Origin of the sequence: Bacillus songklensis (genome assembly GCF_042649685.1) — a bacterium.
Taxonomy (GTDB): domain Bacteria; phylum Bacillota; class Bacilli; order Bacillales; family Bacillaceae_H; genus Bacillus_BA; species Bacillus_BA songklensis.
On sequence record NZ_JBHRZT010000020.1, the window covers coordinates 128345 to 147904 of the forward strand.

A 19560-nucleotide genomic window follows, 5' to 3' on the forward strand; every position below is an offset into this window, starting at 1 on the left:
CACGCTATCTCCTCCTCTTTTCTCTCTTCCACACAATCCCTCCTGGCCGAAAGCCTTTCCTCTTGATGATAACGGTTTTCCGTGTGCAAGCTGTGTATTCCAAAGATGCCCTAAAAGCCTCTTGTTGGAGCCTTTAGGACATTCTCTCTTTATCCTTATCTGCATCTATATAGAAAGTTCATTTTCCTGGTTTAATTGATGAGCCCATTTCTTTTGCTGGCGCTTGTTTTTATATTTTGCTAGTACCATATATAAAGACGGTACAACCACTAATGTTAATACTGTAGAGAAGATTAAACCAGAGATAATGGTGACAGCCATCGGCTTAAAGAGCACATCCCCTTCAATCGCAATTGGCAAGAGGCCTGCAATAGCTGTCATAGTGGTCAAAAGGATCGGCCGGAAACGCGCTTCGCCTGATTTAATAATGGCCTCTGTTAGTTCTACCCCTTCATGTCTTGCCTCTTCAATAAATTCAATTAATACAATTCCGTTCCGAACAACAATTCCCGCTAATGAAATAATCCCCATTACCGTCATAAAACCAAGCGGCGTTCTTGTGATGAATAGCCCAATAATCGCCCCTGCCGCCGCAAGGTAAACAGTACTCATAATAATAACGGGAATAGACAGCGAGTAAAACTGCATCGTAATCAAAATAAGAATTAAGAACACAACAACAATGGATAATTTACCCATATTCACAAAAATTTCTACTTGGTCGGACGTTTCACCGCCCGCTTCCCATGTATAACCATCCGGTAAACTCATAGAATCCAGCTCCCGTTCAATTTCCTTCATTACTTCGGTAGCCGTGCGGTCTTTTACTTCAGCACTTACTGTAACCGTTCGAGCTAGATTATAGTGAGCAATTTTTTGAATAGAGAAGGATGGTTTCATTTGAGCAATTTGTGATAACGGAATTTGCTCTCCTCTTGCGTTTGTTACACTTAGCTTCTGGAATAGCAAAGCGGGATCTTCGTCCTCATTTTTTAAATAGAGTTTTATGTCGAGAAGATCTTTTCCTGTGTCAAATTCACTAACATTTACCCCCTCGCTAATAAGCCGAAGTGTACGCGATAAATCAGTGTAATTGACAAGGTTTTGATCCATAAATTCCTTGTTAACTGCAAATTCGAGTGTATATCGTTCAATACCAAAGTCATCTTGAATATCATATGTTCCGCTTGTATCAGCAACGATTCCTTTAATTTGTTCGGACACTCTTCGCAACTTCTCCAGGTCTTCCCCGTAAAGGCGAATGGAAACCGGTTTTCCGACAGGCGGTCCGCTCTGCAGTGTTTGTGGAACAACCGTAATTCCCGGATACCTCTCCTTAAAGGCTTCTGCCCACTCATCTGCAGTCTCTTTTACCTCGAACCCTTCCTCTGCAAAGACAGCCAATTGTCCGGAGGTCGGTCCGCTGTCTCCTGAGACGCCGCCGCCAAACATAGCAGGAGCTGCACCGCCGGTATAGGCGCCGACTGATTCAATTCCCGGCTGCTTTTGAACCCAATCAGATACATCTTTGACGACACGGTCTGTCTCTTCAATCGATGTTCCAAGCGGCAAACGGACATCGATTAAAAACTGAGGACTGTCATCCATCGGGAACAGCTCGATAGGCGTAAACGGAACTAATCCGTACGCGGAGGTCCCGATTAAAAGCCCAAGTAATCCGACTAACAGCGGACGTTTTAACACTTTTGGCATTAATTTTTTTGAATATGCCTGTGTTAATGCGTGTATTTGTTTTCCTAAGAAACCAGCCGTCTTGTTGTATCCCTCTTTATTTTTACGGGCCCGACTTTCATACCACTCCCGGAAAATAGGAATAATCGTAAGAGACATTATCATTGATGCCAGCATCGTTAACGTGATAATAGTCGGAATCGGCTTAATAAATTGTCCTGCATCCCCCTCTAAAAACATAAGGGGAGCAAATGCCGCAATTGTCGCAAAAGTCGCCGTAATAATGGATACCGACACCTCTTTCGCTCCATTTACTGCTGCTGCAGACGGTCCTTCCCCCAATACGGTTAATCGGCGCTCAATATTGTCATTCACGACAACAGCATCATCCACTAAAATTCCCAACACAATAATCAAGCCAATGACTGAAATAAAGTTCAGTGTAATTCCTAAATAAGGAAGGAAAAGTAACCCGACCGCAATGGAAATTGGGATCGCCAAGGCAACCACAGCAGAGGTGACAAAATTTAATCCCAATGTACAAATTAAAATAACCGCTGCAATCGCAATAAAAGTTTCTCTTGATAAATCGGCAAAGATTTCATCTACCTGCTCCTTTTGGGCATATAGTGATTCAAGCTTAGTCCCTTTTGGCAAGCTTTTCTCAAGCTTTTTCATCATTTTGTTTACATTCTTATGCACTGTCGGAACGTCACTGCCTGTTTCAGCACTGATGCTCAGTGAAACAGCGGGCTTGCCATTATAATATGTAATGTACTCAGGCTTCATGGTCGTAAGCTTAGCCTCACCTACATCTTGTAAATAAATAGGAAATCTATCTGCCGTTCTTGCAATAATCGTTTTGTTTAGTTCTTCTACATCCTCTATCTCATTCACTTTCAGCTGATATGTACGTGCTCCATGGTCCAAATTCCCGATTGGCACTTTTTCATTTTCCGTTTTAACGGCCTGCATCAGCTGTTCCCATGAAATGCCGTACTGCTGCATTTTTTGTGTATCAATATCAATCCGGACTTCCTGCTCAGGAATCCCCTCAATGGCTACTTCTGACACACTTGGAATCGTTCTTAGCTGATCCTTCCACGACTTCATTAAGTCATTTAATTTATAAACCTCTTCCTTGGAATCAGCAAAAATGGTGAAGGTCTGTATAAACGATTTAGTTAAATCATCATTGATATTGGGCTGGTTGGCATCCTCCGGCAGCTCCGCTTCCGCATCCTGCACTTTTTTGCGAAGCTCGTCCCATTTTTGCTTTGCGTTCTCTCCATCTTTTAACTCAACCATAACACTTGACGTTCCGCTACTCGAAGTGGAAGTAATTTTAGCGATTCCCTGCATTTCTTTAATCTTTTGTTCAATTTTCTTCGTGACCGTTTGTTCTACTTTCTCCGGTGTTGCTCCCGGATAAGTAGTAGTGACAATGGCTTGCGAGATAACAATATCAGGGTTTTCCTGCTGCGGCAGCTGAAAGAAACTCAAGCATCCGACAAGCACGATGAGCATAAAGAAAAGTAGAGTGATTTTCCGCTTCTTGACGATATATTCGATCATTCCTTTTTACCCCCAGCTGTCTTTACCGGATCGCCGTCAAACAACAAGTCCGCCCCTAGGGTTACAACTTTATCGCCTTCTTTTAAGCCGTTTATAATATGAATCTTGTTGTTAATTAATTCTCCCGTTTCTACCACCGTTTTGACAGCCTTTCCATTTACCGCTTTAAACACATAAGGCTTATCCCCATTGCTGATGACTGCTTCAACAGGGACAAGGATGCCGCTGTTATCAGAAGAAACCCGATTCGCTTTTACTACCTGGCCCGGGAACCAATCAAATTTGGTATTTGGAATTACTACTTCAACACTGATCGTTCCTGTGCTAGCATTTGTTAACGGATAGATTTTGTTCACTTTTCCTTCTTTCACTTGATCATATAACGCAACATTTACTTCCTGTCCAACTTTCCAATCCTTGATTTCCTTATCCAGCACAGGAAGAAGAACCTTCAGCTGGTCTGTACGGCCCAATCGGTAAACAGATGTTCCGGCATTGACCATTTGACCGTTAGAAACGAGCTTTTCTAATACAACACCCGAAATTGGAGCCTTCAATACCGTTTTAGAAAGAGTAAACTCCGTCAGTTCTTTCCCGACAAGGGCCTGTTCATAAGCCGCTTGCGATTGTCCTTTGGCAGCTACCGCTTGTTGTTTGGAAGCAATCGCCTGCTCCTTTGAAGCCATTGCTTGCTCCTTTGAAGCCATTGCTTGCCCCTTTGAAGCAACCGATTGTCCTTTGGCGGCTACTGACTGTCCCTTTCCTGCCTCAGCTTGTTCCTTTCCTGCTTGTGCTTCTTCCAATGATGCATACACTTGCTTGCGCTTCTCTTCAGTTGCTCCCTCTAAAAGCAATGATAATGACTGCTCGGCGTTTGCCACGTCTTTTTGGGCATTGGAAAGCTGGAGCTGCACCTCTTCATATTCTTTTTTCGATACAAGACCTTCTTCATATAAACCTTTCATACGCCCGGCGTCGGCACTTACTTTGTTGTAGGCATCTTTCGCTCTTTCAACCGCAAGTCTTGCTTGAGTCTTTTCTTGTTCGCGCGCTCCTTTATTCAACTCTTCCAAACTCGCTTGTACACTATGTATACATGAATTCGCCGCCTTTATATTTGCCTCTGCAGACTTGATGGCCTCATCCGCAGTTTGAATGCCTCCATCCGCAGTTTGAATGCCTGCATCCGCGGATTGAATGCCTGCATCCGCAGATTGAACTCCTGCATCCGCAGACTGGATCGCCGCATCCGAAGAATTTAGGGCTGCCTGAGCTTCAAGAATCGTTTTATTCGCTTTCTCTACTTGAAGCCGATATTCAGTTGGGTCCAATCTCGTTAGAACGCTCCCCTTCTTGATGGAATCGCCTATCTTAGCGCTCATGTCAATAATTCGACCTCCCACCTCAAATGAAACGACTGTTTCATCATAAGGCAGGAGCGTTCCTGAAAGATTAGAGATAACATCCAGCATTTCCTTATTTACAGTTGCTACTTCTACATTTTTTGCTTCTTTCTTTACTTCCTGAACACCGCTCGTTTCCTTTGCCGAACAAGCTGCCGACACAAAAGTCAAACTCACGGCTGTCATAATTAAAGGCCAACGTTTTCTCACCTTCTTTTGCTCCCCCTCTATTTTTCTATGAGTTAAAAAGCCTCCATTTTTCCCCTTAATCACTTGGAGATGAGTGTTTTAACAATCACCCATAATGCAAAACAGACCTGATGGTCATTTTATACCTACTAGTTCCCAAACTGAATTATAGATTTTCGGTTTTTATATGTAAATAAATTGTTAAAATACCATTTAATTACATATACTATCCTTTACGGACCGGGTATAAAGTAATGAAAATCCAGTTTAGGGAAAAGAATATGGGGAAGGGAGAAGCGGGCCGAGGGCACAGGTCATCTTAACAAGCCTTTCCATCGTTTCCGAGTAGAATCACAATGAAATAAACAAATCCATCAGAACGAGTCCCTGCCTAAAAAGACAAGGACTCGTTCTGATGTTTATGAAAATATAGATAAAGTCCCTTTCTGTTAAGATTTCTAGACAGAAAGGGACTTTTCAATGTCTCTGTAAGGCAGTTTTTTATGCCATCCAATCCTCTGATGATGGATTTTCACGCCATTTAATCAATTTTATATAATCTTTTTCTTGGATATATCCTTCCTCAATCGCTTTTTCGATTAAAGAAGAATAATCCGTGAGTGAAAAAGCTTTAATACCTTCCTGTTTAAATAGTTGATTTGCCCGTTCCATCTCGTAAGTAAAAATGGAGACGACACCAAGCACTTCACACCCAGCTTCTCTCAAGGCGTTCACGGCTGTCATCACGCTTCCGCCCGTGGAGATCAAATCTTCCACTACAACTACCTTTTGCCCCTCTTCTACTTTTCCTTCAATTTGATTGCCCCGTCCGTGCCCTTTCGCCTTGCTTCGCACGTAACACATGGGCAGCTCAAGCGCTTCACTTATCCAGGCAGCATGAGGGATACCTGCTGTTGCCGTACCCGCAATCACTTCAGCATTTCCAAAATACGTTCGAATTAAATGCTGCAATCCTTTGGCAATCTCCTTGCGAACAGCCGGATACGATAATGTTAAACGATTGTCGCAATAAATGGGGGATTTAATGCCTGATGCCCAAGTAAACGGTTCGTTTGGATTTAAACAAACAGCTTTGATGTCAATTAAATGTTTTGCGATTTCTTTTTTCATACTTGTACACCTTCCCATTCTTGTTTTACTTGCTTATATGCTTGCAGCGGCTGCTTTGCACCAGTAATGGCACGTCCCACGACAATGGCACTCGTCCCGTTCATTCTCGCCGTTTCCGGTGTCGCCACCCTTACTTGGTCATCCACTCCTTGATTCGCAAGGCGGATGCCTGGTGTAACTGTTAAAAACTTGTCTCCTACTTTCTGACGAATCATTGGAACTTCAAGCGTCGAGCATACGACGCCGTCCAATCCGCTTTTCTTCGTTAATGCCGCATAATGAAGAACAACTTCCTGGAGTTTATGCCCGATGAGTTGTTCTTGCTGCATCCGCTCTTCTGACGTACTCGTAAGCTGGGTAACCGCTATGCATGCCGGACGTTGCTGACCGGATGGCGTTCCTGCTTCCAGTCCTTCTAACGCCGCTTCCATCATCGCTTTTCCTCCAAGGGCATGGACATTGACCATATCCACTTCATAAGAGGCAAGTGACTTCATGCCGTTCTTCACCGTGTTCGGGATGTCATGAAGTTTTAAATCAAGGAAAATTTGATGCTGCTGCTCTTTTAAATACGTTAAAATTTGCGGCCCTTCTTTATAAAACAGCTCCATTCCGACTTTGACAAACAATTTTTCTCCATCGAATTCATTCAAGAAACCCTTGACCTCTTGCAGGCCCGGAAAATCAAGAGCAATGATTAATGGCTTGTTCACGTTGTTTCCAGCTCCTTCCGATACATTCTGAGATGTGTTCATAACCGTACGTTTCCAGTACACGAGGCAACTCTTCAATGATATTCGGACATACATATGGATCCACAAAGTTAGCCGTTCCAACCGCTACCGCACTTGCCCCTGCATAGAAAAATTCGAGTACGTCTTCTGCATTCGTAATTCCACCCATTCCAATAATCGGAATTTTGACTTGCTGACTAACCTCATGAATCATTCTAATCGCTACAGGTTTAATCGCAGGACCGGATAATCCTCCTGTACCATTCGCCAAAATCGGCTTGGCTGTTTTTAAATCCAGTCTCATGCCAAGCAATGTATTGATCATTGTTAAGCCGTCTGCACCCGCTTGCTCTATCGCTTTAGCCATCTCGACGATATTGGATACGTTTGGTGACAACTTCACATACACAGGAACGGCTGACACTTCTTTTATTTTTTTCGTTAAGTCCGCTGCAATTTGAGGATCAACCCCAAAGGTGATGCCGCCTTTTTTCACATTCGGGCAGGAAATGTTCAATTCAATGGCTTTCACATTCTCAATGGTTGAAATTTCTTTTGTCACATTGACGTACTCTTCTACAGATGAACCTGCTACATTTGCAATAATCGGCACATCGTACTGTGCAAGCCATGGTAATTCCTGGTTCATCACCTTATCTAATCCAGGATTTTGTAACCCGATGGCATTCAGCATTCCTGAAGGTGTTTCCGCTACCCTTGGTGTCGGATTACCGAAACGCGCCTCATGAGTTGTCGCTTTAATCATAATGGCACCGAGCACATCGAGGGGATAAAATTGCGCGTATTCCCGACCGAAACCAAAGCATCCTGATGCCGGCATGATGGGGTTTTTCAATGATAATCCCGGCAACTCCATCGCTAACATACTCATAATAATACCTCCCCGGCTTTAAATACTGGTCCATCACTGCACACTTTTTTATAATTGGCCGTTTCGTGATCGACACGGCATACACAGGCGAAGCAAGCTCCGATGCCGCATCCCATACGCTCCTCCAGCGATAAATACACCTTTTTATGAGGATATGCCTGCTCAAGTGCCTTCAACATCGGGGTCGGCCCGCATGAGAACAGCGTATCGAACTGAAGACCATACTGATTAATGACATCTGTCACAAACCCTTTTGTTCCGCACGTTCCATCGACCGTCGCGATATATGTTTCTCCTAATCTTGAAAACTTCTCTTCATAAAATGTATCCTCGCTTGATTGAAATCCTAAAACATGAATGACATTTACACCTTTTGCGGTTAACTGTTTAGATAGTTCATAAAGAGGCGGTACTCCGATTCCTCCGCCTACAAGCAAGGCAGTTTCATGTTTCTCCACCGCATCTGTCGGAAATCCGTTTCCTAAAGGACCCAGCACGTCCACTTTATCACCCGGCTTCTTTTCTGCCAGCTTTTTCGTGCCCGCTCCTTCAGCACGGTAAATCATCGTGAATTGATGTTTCTCACGATCGATTGCAGAAATGCTGATTGGACGCCTTAATGTCGGAAGGTAATCACCGTTTACGCGTAAATGTACAAATTGTCCAGGCTGCTCCATTTGCCCGACAAGCTGACCTGTTAAGGTCAACTCGTAAATATGGCGGGCAATGTTCTTTTGCTCGACGATCTCCATTAATTCCGTTTTCTTCATGAAGGCACCACCTCACGTGTCGTTTCGGCTTTACGCATTGGCGCTGTATGGAAGCCCATCGTTTCAAGCACTTGTAAAATCGCTACTGCTGTATCTAATGATGTTAAGCATGGAATACCATTTTCAACCGCTTCACGTCTGATTTTAAAACCATCTCGTGCAGGCTGTTTTCCTTTTGTTAATGTATTAATGACAAGCTGTGCTTCCCCTTGACGGATGGATTGAAGCAAGTTTTCTTCATCTTCGCCAATTTTGTTCACAACTTTTGTCGGAACGCCTTCTTTTTCAAACACGGCTGCTGTTCCTTCTGTGGCTAAAATGCGATAGCCGATATTGTTGAAGCGTTTTGCCAGCTTGATGGCTTCAGCTTTATCTTTATCTGCCACCGTGATAAGAACCGACCCATAAGGCTTGATAGAGATGCCGGAACCGATTAATGCTTTGTATAATGCTTTTTCAAGGGTTGTATCCTGTCCCATAACTTCCCCTGTGGATTTCATTTCAGGGCCTAATGTAATGTCCACTCTTCTTAATTTCGCAAATGAGAAGACCGGTGCTTTCACGTACACGCCTTCTTCTTCCGGATGAATACCTGTTTCATAGCCGAAGTCTGGTAATTTTGCCCCTAAAATGACTTTTGTTGCAATATTAGCCATCGGAACTCTTGTAATCTTGCTTAAGAACGGCACTGTACGGCTTGATCTTGGGTTGACTTCCAGCACATATACCTCACCTTTAGAAAGAACAAACTGGATGTTTAATAATCCGACAATTTTTAAGCCTTTTGCAAGACGAATTGTATAATCGACAATCTTTTCTTTAATTTCAGCTGATAACGTTTGAGGCGGATAGACCGCAATTGAATCCCCGGAGTGGACTCCTGCACGTTCGATATGCTCCATAATACCAGGGATATACACGTTTTCTCCGTCAGAAATTGCGTCTACCTCAATTTCTTTTCCTGTTAAATAGCGGTCAATTAAAACCGGGTGATCAGGGTTTGCTTCCACGGCATGTTCCATGTAGTGAAGAAGCTCTTCTGTTTTATAGACGATTTCCATCGCACGGCCGCCCAATACATAAGATGGTCGCACTAATACCGGATAGCCGATGCCTTCAGCAATTTTAACTGCTTGCTCTACAGAAGTAGCTGTCTTGCCAAGCGGCTGCGGAACACCGAGCTCCACAAGCATTTTCTCAAATTTATCGCGATCTTCCGCCGTATCGAGACTTTCTAAGGATGTACCAAGAATACGGACACCGCGGTTTGATAATTCTTCTGCCAAATTGATCGCTGTTTGACCGCCGAACTGTACAACTACACCGTATGGTTTTTCCAGTTCAATGATGTGCATCACATCTTCTACCGTTAATGGTTCGAAGTAAAGTTTGTCAGAGATACTAAAATCTGTCGAGACTGTTTCTGGATTGTTATTGATGATGATCGCTTCATATCCAGCTTCACGAATTGCCCAGACACTATGAACCGTCGCATAATCGAACTCGACGCCCTGACCGATGCGAATCGGACCGGATCCTAGGACAATCACACTTTGTTTGTCTGTCACGATGGACTCGTTTTCCTCTTCATATGTGCCGTAGAAATAAGGCGTCTCTGATTCGAATTCCGCTGCACATGTATCAACCGTCTTATAGACCGGTATAATGCCATGTTGTTTACGATAATCATAGACTTCACGTTCACTCATATTCCATAACTTGGCGATTGTTTTATCGGAGAAGCCCATTCTCTTTGCTTCTTGTAAAACTTCAACTTCACCAACAGCTTGTTTTAAAGATTCTTCAAGTTTCACGATATTTTCCATTTTCACTAAGAAGAAGAGATCGATTTTGCTCCATTCATGCAGTGTTTGGATGCTAATGCCGCGTCTGATTGCTTCTCCAAGGTAGAATAAGCGCTCATCTCCAGCCACTCGAATACGTTTTTCAAGTAATTCGTCATCGATTTGGTCAGCATCTTTTAATTCAAGGTGATATACTTTCGCTTCCAGCGAGCGAACAGCCTTTAACAATGATTCTTCCAATGTGCGGCCAATTGCCATGACTTCTCCTGTTGCTTTCATCTGCGTGCCTAACTTACGGTTGGCTGCTTCGAATTTATCAAACGGCCAGCGCGGGATTTTACTTACTACATAATCCAATGCCGGTTCAAATGATGCATATGTTTTACCTGTGACAGGGTTCATCATTTCATCAAGCGTTAATCCTACCGCAATTTTCGCTGCAAGCTTCGCAATCGGATAACCTGTCGCTTTGGACGCAAGCGCAGATGAACGGCTGACACGGGGATTCACTTCAATGATGTAATAGTTGAAGCTGTATGGATCCAACGCAAGCTGAACGTTACAGCCTCCTTCAATTTGTAAGGCACGAATGATTTTTAACGAAGCATTTCGAAGCATTTGGTATTCACGGTCACTTAACGTTTGGCTTGGAGCCACAACGATCGAGTCACCTGTATGAATTCCGACCGGATCGATGTTTTCCATGTTACAAACGACAATCGCGTTGTCGTTGCTGTCACGCATCACTTCGTATTCGATTTCCTTAAAGCCAGCGATGCTTTTTTCCAGTAAACATTGAGTAACCGGGCTGTGTTTCAATCCGCTTGTCACAATTTCAATCAATTCTTCTTCGTTCTGGCAAATTCCGCCCCCTGTTCCTCCGAGTGTGTATGCTGGACGAACGATAACCGGATAGCCAATTTCTTCAACGAAGGCATATGCTTCTTCTAATGTATGGATGATCGTGCTTGGCGGTACCGGTTCATTTAATTCGTTCATTAAAGAACGGAACAGTTCACGGTCTTCCGCTTGCTCAATTGCGCTTAGCTTTGTTCCTAAAATCTCTACTCCCAGCTCATCCAGCACACCGGATTTTGCCAGTTCTACAGCAAGGTTTAGCCCTGTCTGGCCTCCTAATGTCGGTAAAAGGGCATCCGGACGTTCTTTACGGATGATGGAAGTTAAAAACTCAGGTGTAAGCGGCTCTATATAAACTTTATCCGCGATTTCAGAGTCTGTCATGATAGTGGCAGGGTTCGAGTTGACAAGAATCACTTTGTATCCTTCTTCTTTAAGAGCGATACATGCCTGTGTACCCGCATAATCAAATTCTGCTGCTTGCCCGATGACGATTGGTCCTGATCCGATTACTAAAATGGTGTTAATGTCTAAGCGTTTTGGCATAACTCATTCCCCACTTTCTTGTTTGTTTCCATTAATTCGATAAAACGATCAAATAAGTAGTTCGCATCTTCCGGCCCTGGTGATGCTTCCGGATGGTACTGCACTGTGAATGCCGGATGTATACCATGCTTTAGGCCCTCTACCGTTCCGTCGTTCAAGGCTACGTGAGTGACAGATAACCCTGTTCCTGGCAGCGATTCTTCGCGTACTGTGTATCCATGGTTTTGCGATGTAAGAGAAACGCGGTTTGTTGCTAACTCCTTCACCGGATGATTGGATCCGCGGTGGCCGAACTTCATCTTTTCCGTGTCTGCTCCGCAAGCAAGCGCAAAGAGCTGGTGTCCTAAGCAAATGCCGAATAAAGGAACCTCCCCTAACACACCTTGGATCATTTCGATTGCCTCAGGAACATCTTTCGGATCTCCAGGTCCGTTGCTTAACATAATGCCGTCTGGATTTAACCGTAAAATTTCATCAGCTGTTGTGTTGTAAGGAACAACCAATACGTCGCAGTTGCGCATCGTTAGTTCTCGTAAGATGCCGTGCTTCATTCCAAAATCCACAAGGACAACTTTATGTCCGCGTCCCGGACTAGGATAAGCGCGTTTTGTGGAAACTTTTTTCACTTGATCCGTCGAGAGCTCCGTTTTCTTTAATGAATCAACGATTTCCTGTACATTGACATCCATACTGCACATTTTTCCTCTTAACGTTCCGTGCTGGCGAATCTTTCTTGTCAGCTTTCTCGTATCAATCCCGGCTAATCCCGGAATGTTCTTTTGCTTTAAAAACTCATCCAGTGCCATCGAACTGCGGAAATTGGATGGAGCATCACAATACTCTTTCACGATTAAGCCGTTTACAACAGGCTCAATGGATTCGAAATCATCGCGGTTGATTCCGTAGTTTCCGATTAACGGATATGTTAACGTCACGATTTGTTCACAATAAGAAGGGTCTGATAAAATCTCTTGATAACCAGTCATCCCTGTATTGAACACAACTTCACCAGTTAACCCGATTTCACTGCCAAATCCTTTTCCTACAAATACGGTACCATCTTCTAAAATGAGTTGACGTTTCATACCGTTACACTTCCTTTCTCCCATACGCATTTTCCATCTACAATTGTCATCACTGGCCAGCCTTTGCAAGTCCAATCCGTAAACGGTGTGTTTTTCCCTTTTGATACAAAGTTTGCTGGATCAATTTTTTCTTCATGATTTAAATCAATGATTGTAATGTCGGCGGGACTTCCGATTTTTAAACATCCGGCCGATAGCCCAAATGTGTTGGCTGGTTTGATTGCCATCCACTCAATGAGCTGTGCTAAGCTGCAAACGCCTTTTTGTACAAAGTTTGTGTACATGAGCGGAAAAGCCGTTTCCAACCCGACAATCCCAAACGGAGCCAGTTCCATTCCTTCCGCTTTTTCCTCTGCTGTGTGCGGGGCATGATCTGTGGCGATGAAATCGATCGTGCCGTCCAGTAGCCCTTCGATTAATGCTTGTTTATCCTCATTTGCCCTTAAAGGCGGATTCATTTTAAAGTTAGGATCCAATCCTGGAATATCATCTTCACTTAGCAATAAGTGGTGCGGCGTCACTTCTGCCGTTACACGGATGCCCGCTTTTTTCGCATCGCGGATGACACGGACGGATTCCTTCGTGCTCACATGGCAAACATGATAATGGCAATCAGCCGCTTCTGCCAGCAAGACATCTCTCGCAATTTGCAGTGACTCACATATAGATGGGATGCCTCTTACGCCATGTTTTTTCGCAAATTCCCCATCATGTACGCAGCCTTTGTTGATGAGTTCATTATCTTCACAGTGGGCAACGATTGCCATATCAAGCTTTGAAGCTTCCTTCATTGCTTCAAGCATCATTGCTGAAGACTGTACGCCTACCCCGTCATCTGTAAAAGCGAATGCTCCCGCTTCTTTTAACTGCTCGAAGTTTGTTCGTTCTTTTCCCGCTTGTCTCACGGTGATGGACGCATACGGCAGCACACGCACATGAGCAGTGTCGGCTATTCTCTTTTGCATCCATTCCATTTGTTCTTTCGTATCCGGCACCGGTCTTGTGTTCGGCATTGCTGCAATCGTCGTAAAGCCGCCTTTTGCCGCCGCCAGTGTTCCCGTTTCAATCGTTTCTTTATGTTCACCACCCGGTTCTCTCAGGTGGACGTGTACATCTACAAAACCAGGAGCGATGAACTTTCCTCTTGCATCAATCACTTTATCTGACACAGTTTCATCCAAGCTCGAACTGATTTCTGTGATTCGGTTTCCTGTGATTTTGATGTCTACTTTTTCAAGTTCTCCTTGTTTATTGAGCCACATGCCATTTTTGATAACGATTGTCATTGTTCATTCCCCCTTCAATTGTTTGCAAAGCTTTTGCTAATACGGCCATGCGAACAAACACACCGTTTTGCATTTGCTTGAAGATTCTTGAGCGTCCACATTCCACTAATTCATCCGCAATTTCTACTCCTCTGTTCACAGGGGCTGGATGAAGAATGATGCTTTCTTTTTTCATTTGTTTTTCCCGCTCTACTGTCAATCCGTATAAAGAGTGATAGTTCTTAGCAGCTTCTGTTTGCTGTCCATGGCGCTCGAATTGAATTCTTAAAAGCATGACGATATCAGCTTCTCGAATCGCATCATCCATCTCTACATATGTTCCATACGGAATGTTTTCATCGTGCCACTCTTTTGGGCCGGATAAATAAACTTCTGCGCCGAGTTTTGTCAGCATTTCCGCGTTCGAGCGGGCTACGCGGCTGTGGCGCAAATCCCCCACAATGGCCACCTTCAGCCCGCTGAAGGTGCCGTATTCCTGGCGGATGGTCATTAAATCCAACAAACATTGTGTAGGATGCTGTCCGCACCCGTCGCCTGCATTAATGATTGGAATGGATACTTTGCCCATCAAATTTTCATAATAAGCATCTTGCGGATGACGAATGACCACAGCGTTAACACCAATGGCAGCAAGCGTTTCAATCGTGTCATAAAGCGTCTCTCCCTTTTGGACGCTTGATGTCGACACCTCAAATGGTATCACGTCTAATCCGAGTTTTCGTTCAGCCACTTCAAAGCTGCATTTCGTTCTTGTGCTCGGTTCGAAAAACAAGTTAGAAATAAACATTTGTTGACGCGGCTCCCACACCATTCTTCCTTGTCGGTAATGCTCCGCTTGGTTTAATAAGTGCATGATTTCATCCGTTGTTAACGATGAAACGGTCAGTAAGTGGTTCATATCCATTCCTCCTATTAAGATTTAGGCACAAAAAAACCCTTTCCAGAGTTGGAAAGGGTGTGACAAAGCTGAGCCGACTAGTTCATCAGCTTTCCGCACACTCACCCTTCCAAGCCTCTCTGGACTTATTTAAAAGGTGCTTAACTATGAAGCGTATGTTTTTGGTGTTGTATTTTCAGAAGTGGTTGTCTCTTTTTGCTTCGCCCCTTTTTCATGCGGTAGTACTATGTTTAAGATGACTCCGACAATCGCCGCCAATGCCATACCGTGAATTTCAAGTTGATCTGAAACCCGGATGACTGCTCCTCCTATCCCCAGCACAAGGATGACAGAAGAGATTACAAGGTTTCTCTTATCGCCTAAATCAATTTTTGATTCAATCATCATGCGTAGTCCTGAAGATGCAATGATTCCGAATAACAGGATCGATACACCGCCCATGACCGCCGATGGCACACTGGAAATCAAAGCAGTGATTTTGCCGATGAAACCGAACGTGATGGCAATCACAGCGGCACCGCCGATTACAAACACGCTGAATACTTTCGTGATGGCAAGGACCCCGATGTTTTCACCGTAAGTGGTATTTGGAGGCCCGCCGATGAGCGCAGCAACCATTGTCGCCACACCATCTCCTAAAATCGTGCGATGCAATCCAGGATTTTTGATGTAATCTCGATCTACTACTTTATTGAGTACAAGCAAATGGCCAATGTGTTCTGACAGTGTTACAATTGCCACCGGAACCATGATCAAGACAATTCCCCAAGAAAATTCAGGTGTGTAGGAGACGAATGGGATATAAAAATCCGGTACTTCAAACCATGCGGCTTCTTTTACCTTAGAAAAATCCATGATGCCCTGTGTGTAAGCAAACAAGCTGCCGCCGACGATGCCGATTAAAACCGGGATCAGGTTCATAAACCCTTTGAGATAGATAGAACATATAATCACAATTCCCAGTGTCACTAAAGCCGTTAAAATGTGTGGCGTACTGTAATTTCCGTTTGTATCGTTTGTTGCCATTCCTACTGCTGTATTGGCCAGGCTAAGACCAATAACGATAATGACAGGTCCTACTACAACCGGCGGGAGCAGCTTCATCAGCCATTTGATTCCCGTTCTCTTTATGATTAAAGCGACAATCCCGTAAACAAGACCTGCCAGGAAGCTTCCCATCATCGCAGCAGCCGGACCTCCCGACGCTTTAGCAGCTAAAATCGGGGCAATGAAGGCGAATGATGAACCTAAGTAAGCTGGAACTCTTCCTTTCGTAATTAAAAGAAATGCTAGTGTTCCTAATCCGCTTGCAACTAAAGCGACAGCTGGATTCGTTTTCGTTAAGTATGGAACAAGAATCGTTGCTCCAAACATCGCAAACAGGTGCTGCAAACTTAAAATGAACCACTGTGATGCTTTTGGTTTATCTAAAACATCTAAGACAATATCTTGTTTTTTATTCATTTGTGTTTCTCCTCTCCCTGACATATTTTCAGCCATAAAAAAACCTCTTTATGCCTATGTAGGTGCACAAAGAGGGTAACATACACATGCACTCATCATACTTGCGCTGATTGCACAAGCTGACTCGCATTTGTATTGCTCCTTTTGCAGCCTCACAGGACCACCTTTAAAAGGATTTCTTATTCTTTTTCGTAAATGCTGACTTGATCTATTTCGTCTACTTCCGTTAATTGAACAACGATTTTTTCACTACTTGCCGTTGGAACGTTTTTCCCTACATAATCGGCGCGAATCGGTAATTCACGATGCCCGCGGTCCACTAATACGGCCAATTGAATTTGGCCAGGTCGGCCGATGTCCATGAGCGCATCCATTGCAGCCCGGACTGTTCGGCCTGTATATAATACATCATCGACTAAAATGACCTTTTTGTTGTTAATCTCCACCGGAATATCAGAACCTTTTACGAGCGGCTCATCATTATTCGTTACCTTTGTCAAATCATCACGGTATAATGTGATATCCAACTCTCCTACCGCAATGGATCTGCCTTCAATTTGTTCGATGCGTTCAGCCAATCGTTTTGCTAAATGAATGCCCCTCGTTTTAATTCCGACTAGCACACAACTATCGATTCCTTTGTTGCGCTCGATAATCTCGTGGGCAATACGTGTCAAAGCACGCCGAATGGCTTGTTGATCTAGAACCGTTGCTTTTATATTCACGACCATCACCTCGTTTACCTTCTTAGCTGCTAAAAAGCCCTCTCACCTAGAAGGCGAGAGGGCACAGTTATCTTCCTAGTGGACATACCTATAGTATATCCAAACCGTTTCCTTCTCAGCCTCACGGGACTGTTCTTAAAGGGTCATTTACTCAACTACATGTATTATTGCATGGATTTCATTTTACGTCAACTTCTTTTTTCCAGTAATTCAAGCATGTCTTGAAAATCTTTCGGAAGGGGAGCCTCAAATTCTTTGTATTCACCTGTGCGCGGATGCGTAAAACCTAGAATGCCTGCATGTAACGCTTGTCCATCTATCGGCAGCGTTTTTTTCGGACCGTATTTCGGGTCGCCCGCCAACGGATAACCGATATACTTCATATGCACACGGATTTGATGTGTACGCCCGGTTTCTAATTGACACTCTACAAAAGTGAAATCATTAAAACGCTTAAGAACATTAAAATGAGTAACGGCCTCTTTTCCGTTTTCATCTGTGACCGTCATGCTTTGACGGTCATGTCTATCTCGGCCGATCGGGGCGTCAATCGTTCCATGGTCATGGGGAATCACTCCATGAACAATGGCTTTATAACGTCTCGTAACGGTTTTGTTCACTAGCTGGTTAACGAGCGATTCATGAGCCATATCGTTTTTGGCAACCATCAATAAACCCGATGTATCTTTATCAATGCGATGGACAATTCCCGGTCTTAAGACTCCATTAATGCCGGATAAATCTTTGCAATGGGCCATCAACCCATTAACCAATGTCCCTGTCATATGACCGGGTGCTGGATGAACAACCATTCCTCTTGGTTTATTAACGACAAGCACATCCTGATCCTCATAATAAATATCCAAATCCATTTCTTCCGGTATGACATCTAACGGCTCCGGCTCGGGTATTTCAATGACGATCCGATCGTTAATCTTGCATTTATAGTTCCCTTTGACAGCATTTCCGTTTACTTTAACGACTTCATCTTTAATCCATTGTTGAACTTGTGTTCTCGACCATTCTGAATTTATGGTGGATAACACTTTGTCAAGACGTTCATTTTGCTGTTGTTCATCAATGGTTAGTTCAATTACTTCCATTAATTGTGCTCCTTTTTTGTTTTTCCTTCAAATAAAATAAGGACAAAAATAAGCCCTACTCCAATTACCAACGCGGAATCCGCCACATTAAAGATCGGGAAATCATACGTAAAAATGTATGTATTAATAAAATCTACTACCTCTTTACGCCATACTCGATCAATAAAGTTTCCAACTGCTCCTCCAAGCATCAATCCAAGAGCAATTCCGAGCCATCTCTCCTCTTTTTTCAGCCGTTGAATATAGATGACAAGAGCCACAATGACGAGGATGGTGATAATATAGAAAAACCACATTTTCCCTTGTAAAATGCCCCATGCAGCTCCGCGATTACGGTGAGAAGTAATGTAAAGGAAATTCGGAATAATTTCAATGCTCTCCCCTAGTTCCATCTGCTTTACAACCATCCATTTTGTGATTTGGTCAAGGGCAATAATCAAAACAGCAATCATATAATAAAGCACGCTCGTTCCCCCTATTAAAAAATGACGAATATGTCCTAATGCATTTTAGCATAATTGTTCTCTCTATTTAAAGGGATTGTTCTTTTAAAGCTATTTTTAATGTATAAAATAAACATCTTTTTCTGTTCTTGCTGTCGGCAGCACTTTTAATTTCTTTAAAGGGATTTTATCTCCTGTTGCTTCATCTATTCCAAACAAACCGATTTGAAACTTAAATAAAGCCCTCTCTACATCATCTAAATCATCTTTAATATATTGGACAACATCCGGCCGCTTGCCATGTTCATTCCATAAAATTTCCGTTTCGTGCCTTCTTAAAGAAGCGGTAAGTTCTTGCTTCATCGTTTCAAGCTCTGTTTTAAGCAGTGAATATGGATGATTTTGCATGATCGATTGTACCTCCTTCTTTGCTGTGCACGTTCGATGAACGAGGGAAAAATAAGTTCATGTTAACTTAGTTAACTTAACTGCTTTATCAAGATAGTATCTATATTGTATCCGTGCTTTTTCTTTGCCTCACTCACAACTTTTACCTAATGAAAAAGAAGGCGCTTGTAAAGGTGTTTGCCAATTTACTGCAGCATTTCTAATGCATAATGAATTCACGTAAATAATGGCACACGGAAAAAATATCCGTGTGCCATTATTTACGTATAAGCGACTGACAAGCTCCCTTACAGGTTCTTGTCAGCCGCTTATGTAAGAACCTTTGTAAGTTTATTCAAGTCGAGAGAACAGAATGACCATGAAGAAGATCGAAGCCAAGAGATAGCGTTAAAAAATGAACATAATTTGTTAAGAGTCTCCATTGTTTTTCAACAAAAATACTGGACAGTAAAAGGGGGTGACTCAAAAGGAGAAAAATCGCCCCTTTTGAGTCACCCCACGCAAAATGGACCGTTATATAAATCCAGTAATACCAAGGGTTTTGATTAACGGT

Annotated in this window: 16 protein-coding genes; all 16 read right to left on the reverse strand. The window is 43.3% G+C overall.

Annotated elements, in window-relative coordinates; all coding sequences use genetic code 11:
• Positions 1-165: 165 nt before the first annotated feature.
• Positions 166-3267: an efflux RND transporter permease subunit gene (locus ACFOU2_RS03645; RefSeq protein ID WP_377912289.1), complete on the reverse strand. Its 3102-nt coding sequence runs from the start codon at positions 3265-3267 to the stop codon at positions 166-168.
• Positions 3264-4880 (reverse strand): efflux RND transporter periplasmic adaptor subunit, encoded by a 1617-nt coding sequence (locus tag ACFOU2_RS03650; protein ID WP_377912291.1) that lies wholly within the window; start codon positions 4878-4880, stop codon positions 3264-3266. Before ACFOU2_RS03650 ends, ACFOU2_RS03645 begins: the two co-directional genes overlap by 4 nt.
• Before the next feature lie 480 nt (positions 4881-5360).
• A complete protein-coding gene (pyrE, locus tag ACFOU2_RS03655; RefSeq protein WP_377912293.1) occupies positions 5361-5990 on the reverse strand; it encodes an orotate phosphoribosyltransferase in 630 nt (209 codons plus the stop codon).
• On the reverse strand, positions 5987-6745 hold the full coding sequence (gene pyrF / locus ACFOU2_RS03660; RefSeq protein ID WP_377912295.1) for an orotidine-5'-phosphate decarboxylase: 759 nt from the start codon (positions 6743-6745) through the stop codon (positions 5987-5989). Before pyrF ends, pyrE begins: the two co-directional genes overlap by 4 nt.
• Positions 6675-7616: a dihydroorotate dehydrogenase gene (locus tag ACFOU2_RS03665; protein WP_377912297.1), complete on the reverse strand. Its 942-nt coding sequence runs from the start codon at positions 7614-7616 to the stop codon at positions 6675-6677. Before ACFOU2_RS03665 ends, pyrF begins: the two co-directional genes overlap by 71 nt.
• Positions 7613-8386, reverse strand: coding sequence for a dihydroorotate dehydrogenase electron transfer subunit (locus tag ACFOU2_RS03670; RefSeq protein WP_377912299.1), 774 nt, complete (start codon positions 8384-8386; stop codon positions 7613-7615). The genes ACFOU2_RS03665 and ACFOU2_RS03670 overlap by 4 nt, the downstream gene beginning before the upstream one ends.
• Positions 8383-11595: a carbamoyl-phosphate synthase large subunit gene (carB, locus tag ACFOU2_RS03675; protein ID WP_377912301.1), complete on the reverse strand. Its 3213-nt coding sequence runs from the start codon at positions 11593-11595 to the stop codon at positions 8383-8385. The genes ACFOU2_RS03670 and carB overlap by 4 nt, the downstream gene beginning before the upstream one ends.
• Positions 11580-12680 carry a carbamoyl phosphate synthase small subunit gene (locus tag ACFOU2_RS03680; RefSeq protein ID WP_377912303.1) on the reverse strand — a complete coding sequence of 367 codons (1101 nt, stop codon included), beginning with the start codon at positions 12678-12680 and terminating at the stop codon, positions 11580-11582. Before ACFOU2_RS03680 ends, carB begins: the two co-directional genes overlap by 16 nt.
• Complete coding sequence (locus tag ACFOU2_RS03685; RefSeq protein WP_377912305.1) at positions 12677-13966, reverse strand: dihydroorotase; 1290 nt, start codon at positions 13964-13966, stop codon at positions 12677-12679. The genes ACFOU2_RS03680 and ACFOU2_RS03685 overlap by 4 nt, the downstream gene beginning before the upstream one ends.
• Positions 13929-14864 carry an aspartate carbamoyltransferase catalytic subunit gene (locus tag ACFOU2_RS03690; protein WP_377912307.1) on the reverse strand — a complete coding sequence of 312 codons (936 nt, stop codon included), beginning with the start codon at positions 14862-14864 and terminating at the stop codon, positions 13929-13931. The genes ACFOU2_RS03685 and ACFOU2_RS03690 overlap by 38 nt, the downstream gene beginning before the upstream one ends.
• Before the next feature lie 144 nt (positions 14865-15008).
• Positions 15009-16328 (reverse strand): solute carrier family 23 protein, encoded by a 1320-nt coding sequence (locus tag ACFOU2_RS03695; protein WP_377912309.1) that lies wholly within the window; start codon positions 16326-16328, stop codon positions 15009-15011.
• A gap of 179 nt (positions 16329-16507) precedes the next feature.
• On the reverse strand, positions 16508-17053 hold the full coding sequence (gene pyrR / locus ACFOU2_RS03700; RefSeq protein WP_377913564.1) for a bifunctional pyr operon transcriptional regulator/uracil phosphoribosyltransferase PyrR: 546 nt from the start codon (positions 17051-17053) through the stop codon (positions 16508-16510).
• A 188-nt stretch (positions 17054-17241) separates the two neighbouring features.
• Positions 17242-18156, reverse strand: coding sequence for an RluA family pseudouridine synthase (locus ACFOU2_RS03705; protein WP_377912311.1), 915 nt, complete (start codon positions 18154-18156; stop codon positions 17242-17244).
• On the reverse strand, positions 18156-18620 hold the full coding sequence (gene lspA, locus ACFOU2_RS03710) for a signal peptidase II (protein ID WP_377912313.1): 465 nt from the start codon (positions 18618-18620) through the stop codon (positions 18156-18158). Before lspA ends, ACFOU2_RS03705 begins: the two co-directional genes overlap by 1 nt.
• A gap of 96 nt (positions 18621-18716) precedes the next feature.
• Entirely contained in the window at positions 18717-19007 is a 291-nt protein-coding gene (locus ACFOU2_RS03715; RefSeq protein WP_377912315.1) for a TraR/DksA family transcriptional regulator, read from the reverse strand.
• A 334-nt stretch (positions 19008-19341) separates the two neighbouring features.
• On the reverse strand, positions 19342-19560 hold a 219-nt coding region (locus tag ACFOU2_RS03720; RefSeq protein WP_377912317.1), incomplete at its 5' end, for a hypothetical protein.

Excerpts from the sequence above, each read along its gene's own strand:
- ACFOU2_RS03685 (WP_377912305.1), bottom strand. The coding sequence starts at position 13,966 with ATGACAATCGTTATCAAAAATGGCATGTGGCTCAATAAACAAGGAGAA.
- ACFOU2_RS03680 (WP_377912303.1), bottom strand. The coding sequence starts at position 12,680 with ATGAAACGTCAACTCATTTTAGAAGATGGTACCGTATTTGTAGGAAAA.
- ACFOU2_RS03715 (WP_377912315.1), bottom strand. The coding sequence starts at position 19,007 with ATGCAAAATCATCCATATTCACTGCTTAAAACAGAGCTTGAAACGATG.
- ACFOU2_RS03705 (WP_377912311.1), bottom strand. The coding sequence starts at position 18,156 with ATGGAAGTAATTGAACTAACCATTGATGAACAACAGCAAAATGAACGT.
- ACFOU2_RS03695 (WP_377912309.1), bottom strand. The coding sequence starts at position 16,328 with ATGAATAAAAAACAAGATATTGTCTTAGATGTTTTAGATAAACCAAAA.
- pyrF (WP_377912295.1), bottom strand. The coding sequence starts at position 6,745 with ATGAACACATCTCAGAATGTATCGGAAGGAGCTGGAAACAACGTGAAC.
- pyrE (WP_377912293.1), bottom strand. The coding sequence starts at position 5,990 with ATGAAAAAAGAAATCGCAAAACATTTAATTGACATCAAAGCTGTTTGT.
- ACFOU2_RS03645 (WP_377912289.1), bottom strand. The coding sequence starts at position 3,267 with ATGATCGAATATATCGTCAAGAAGCGGAAAATCACTCTACTTTTCTTT.
- ACFOU2_RS03690 (WP_377912307.1), bottom strand. The coding sequence starts at position 14,864 with ATGAACCACTTACTGACCGTTTCATCGTTAACAACGGATGAAATCATG.
- ACFOU2_RS03670 (WP_377912299.1), bottom strand. The coding sequence starts at position 8,386 with ATGAAGAAAACGGAATTAATGGAGATCGTCGAGCAAAAGAACATTGCC.
- ACFOU2_RS03665 (WP_377912297.1), bottom strand. The coding sequence starts at position 7,616 with ATGAGTATGTTAGCGATGGAGTTGCCGGGATTATCATTGAAAAACCCC.
- carB (WP_377912301.1), bottom strand. The coding sequence starts at position 11,595 with ATGCCAAAACGCTTAGACATTAACACCATTTTAGTAATCGGATCAGGA.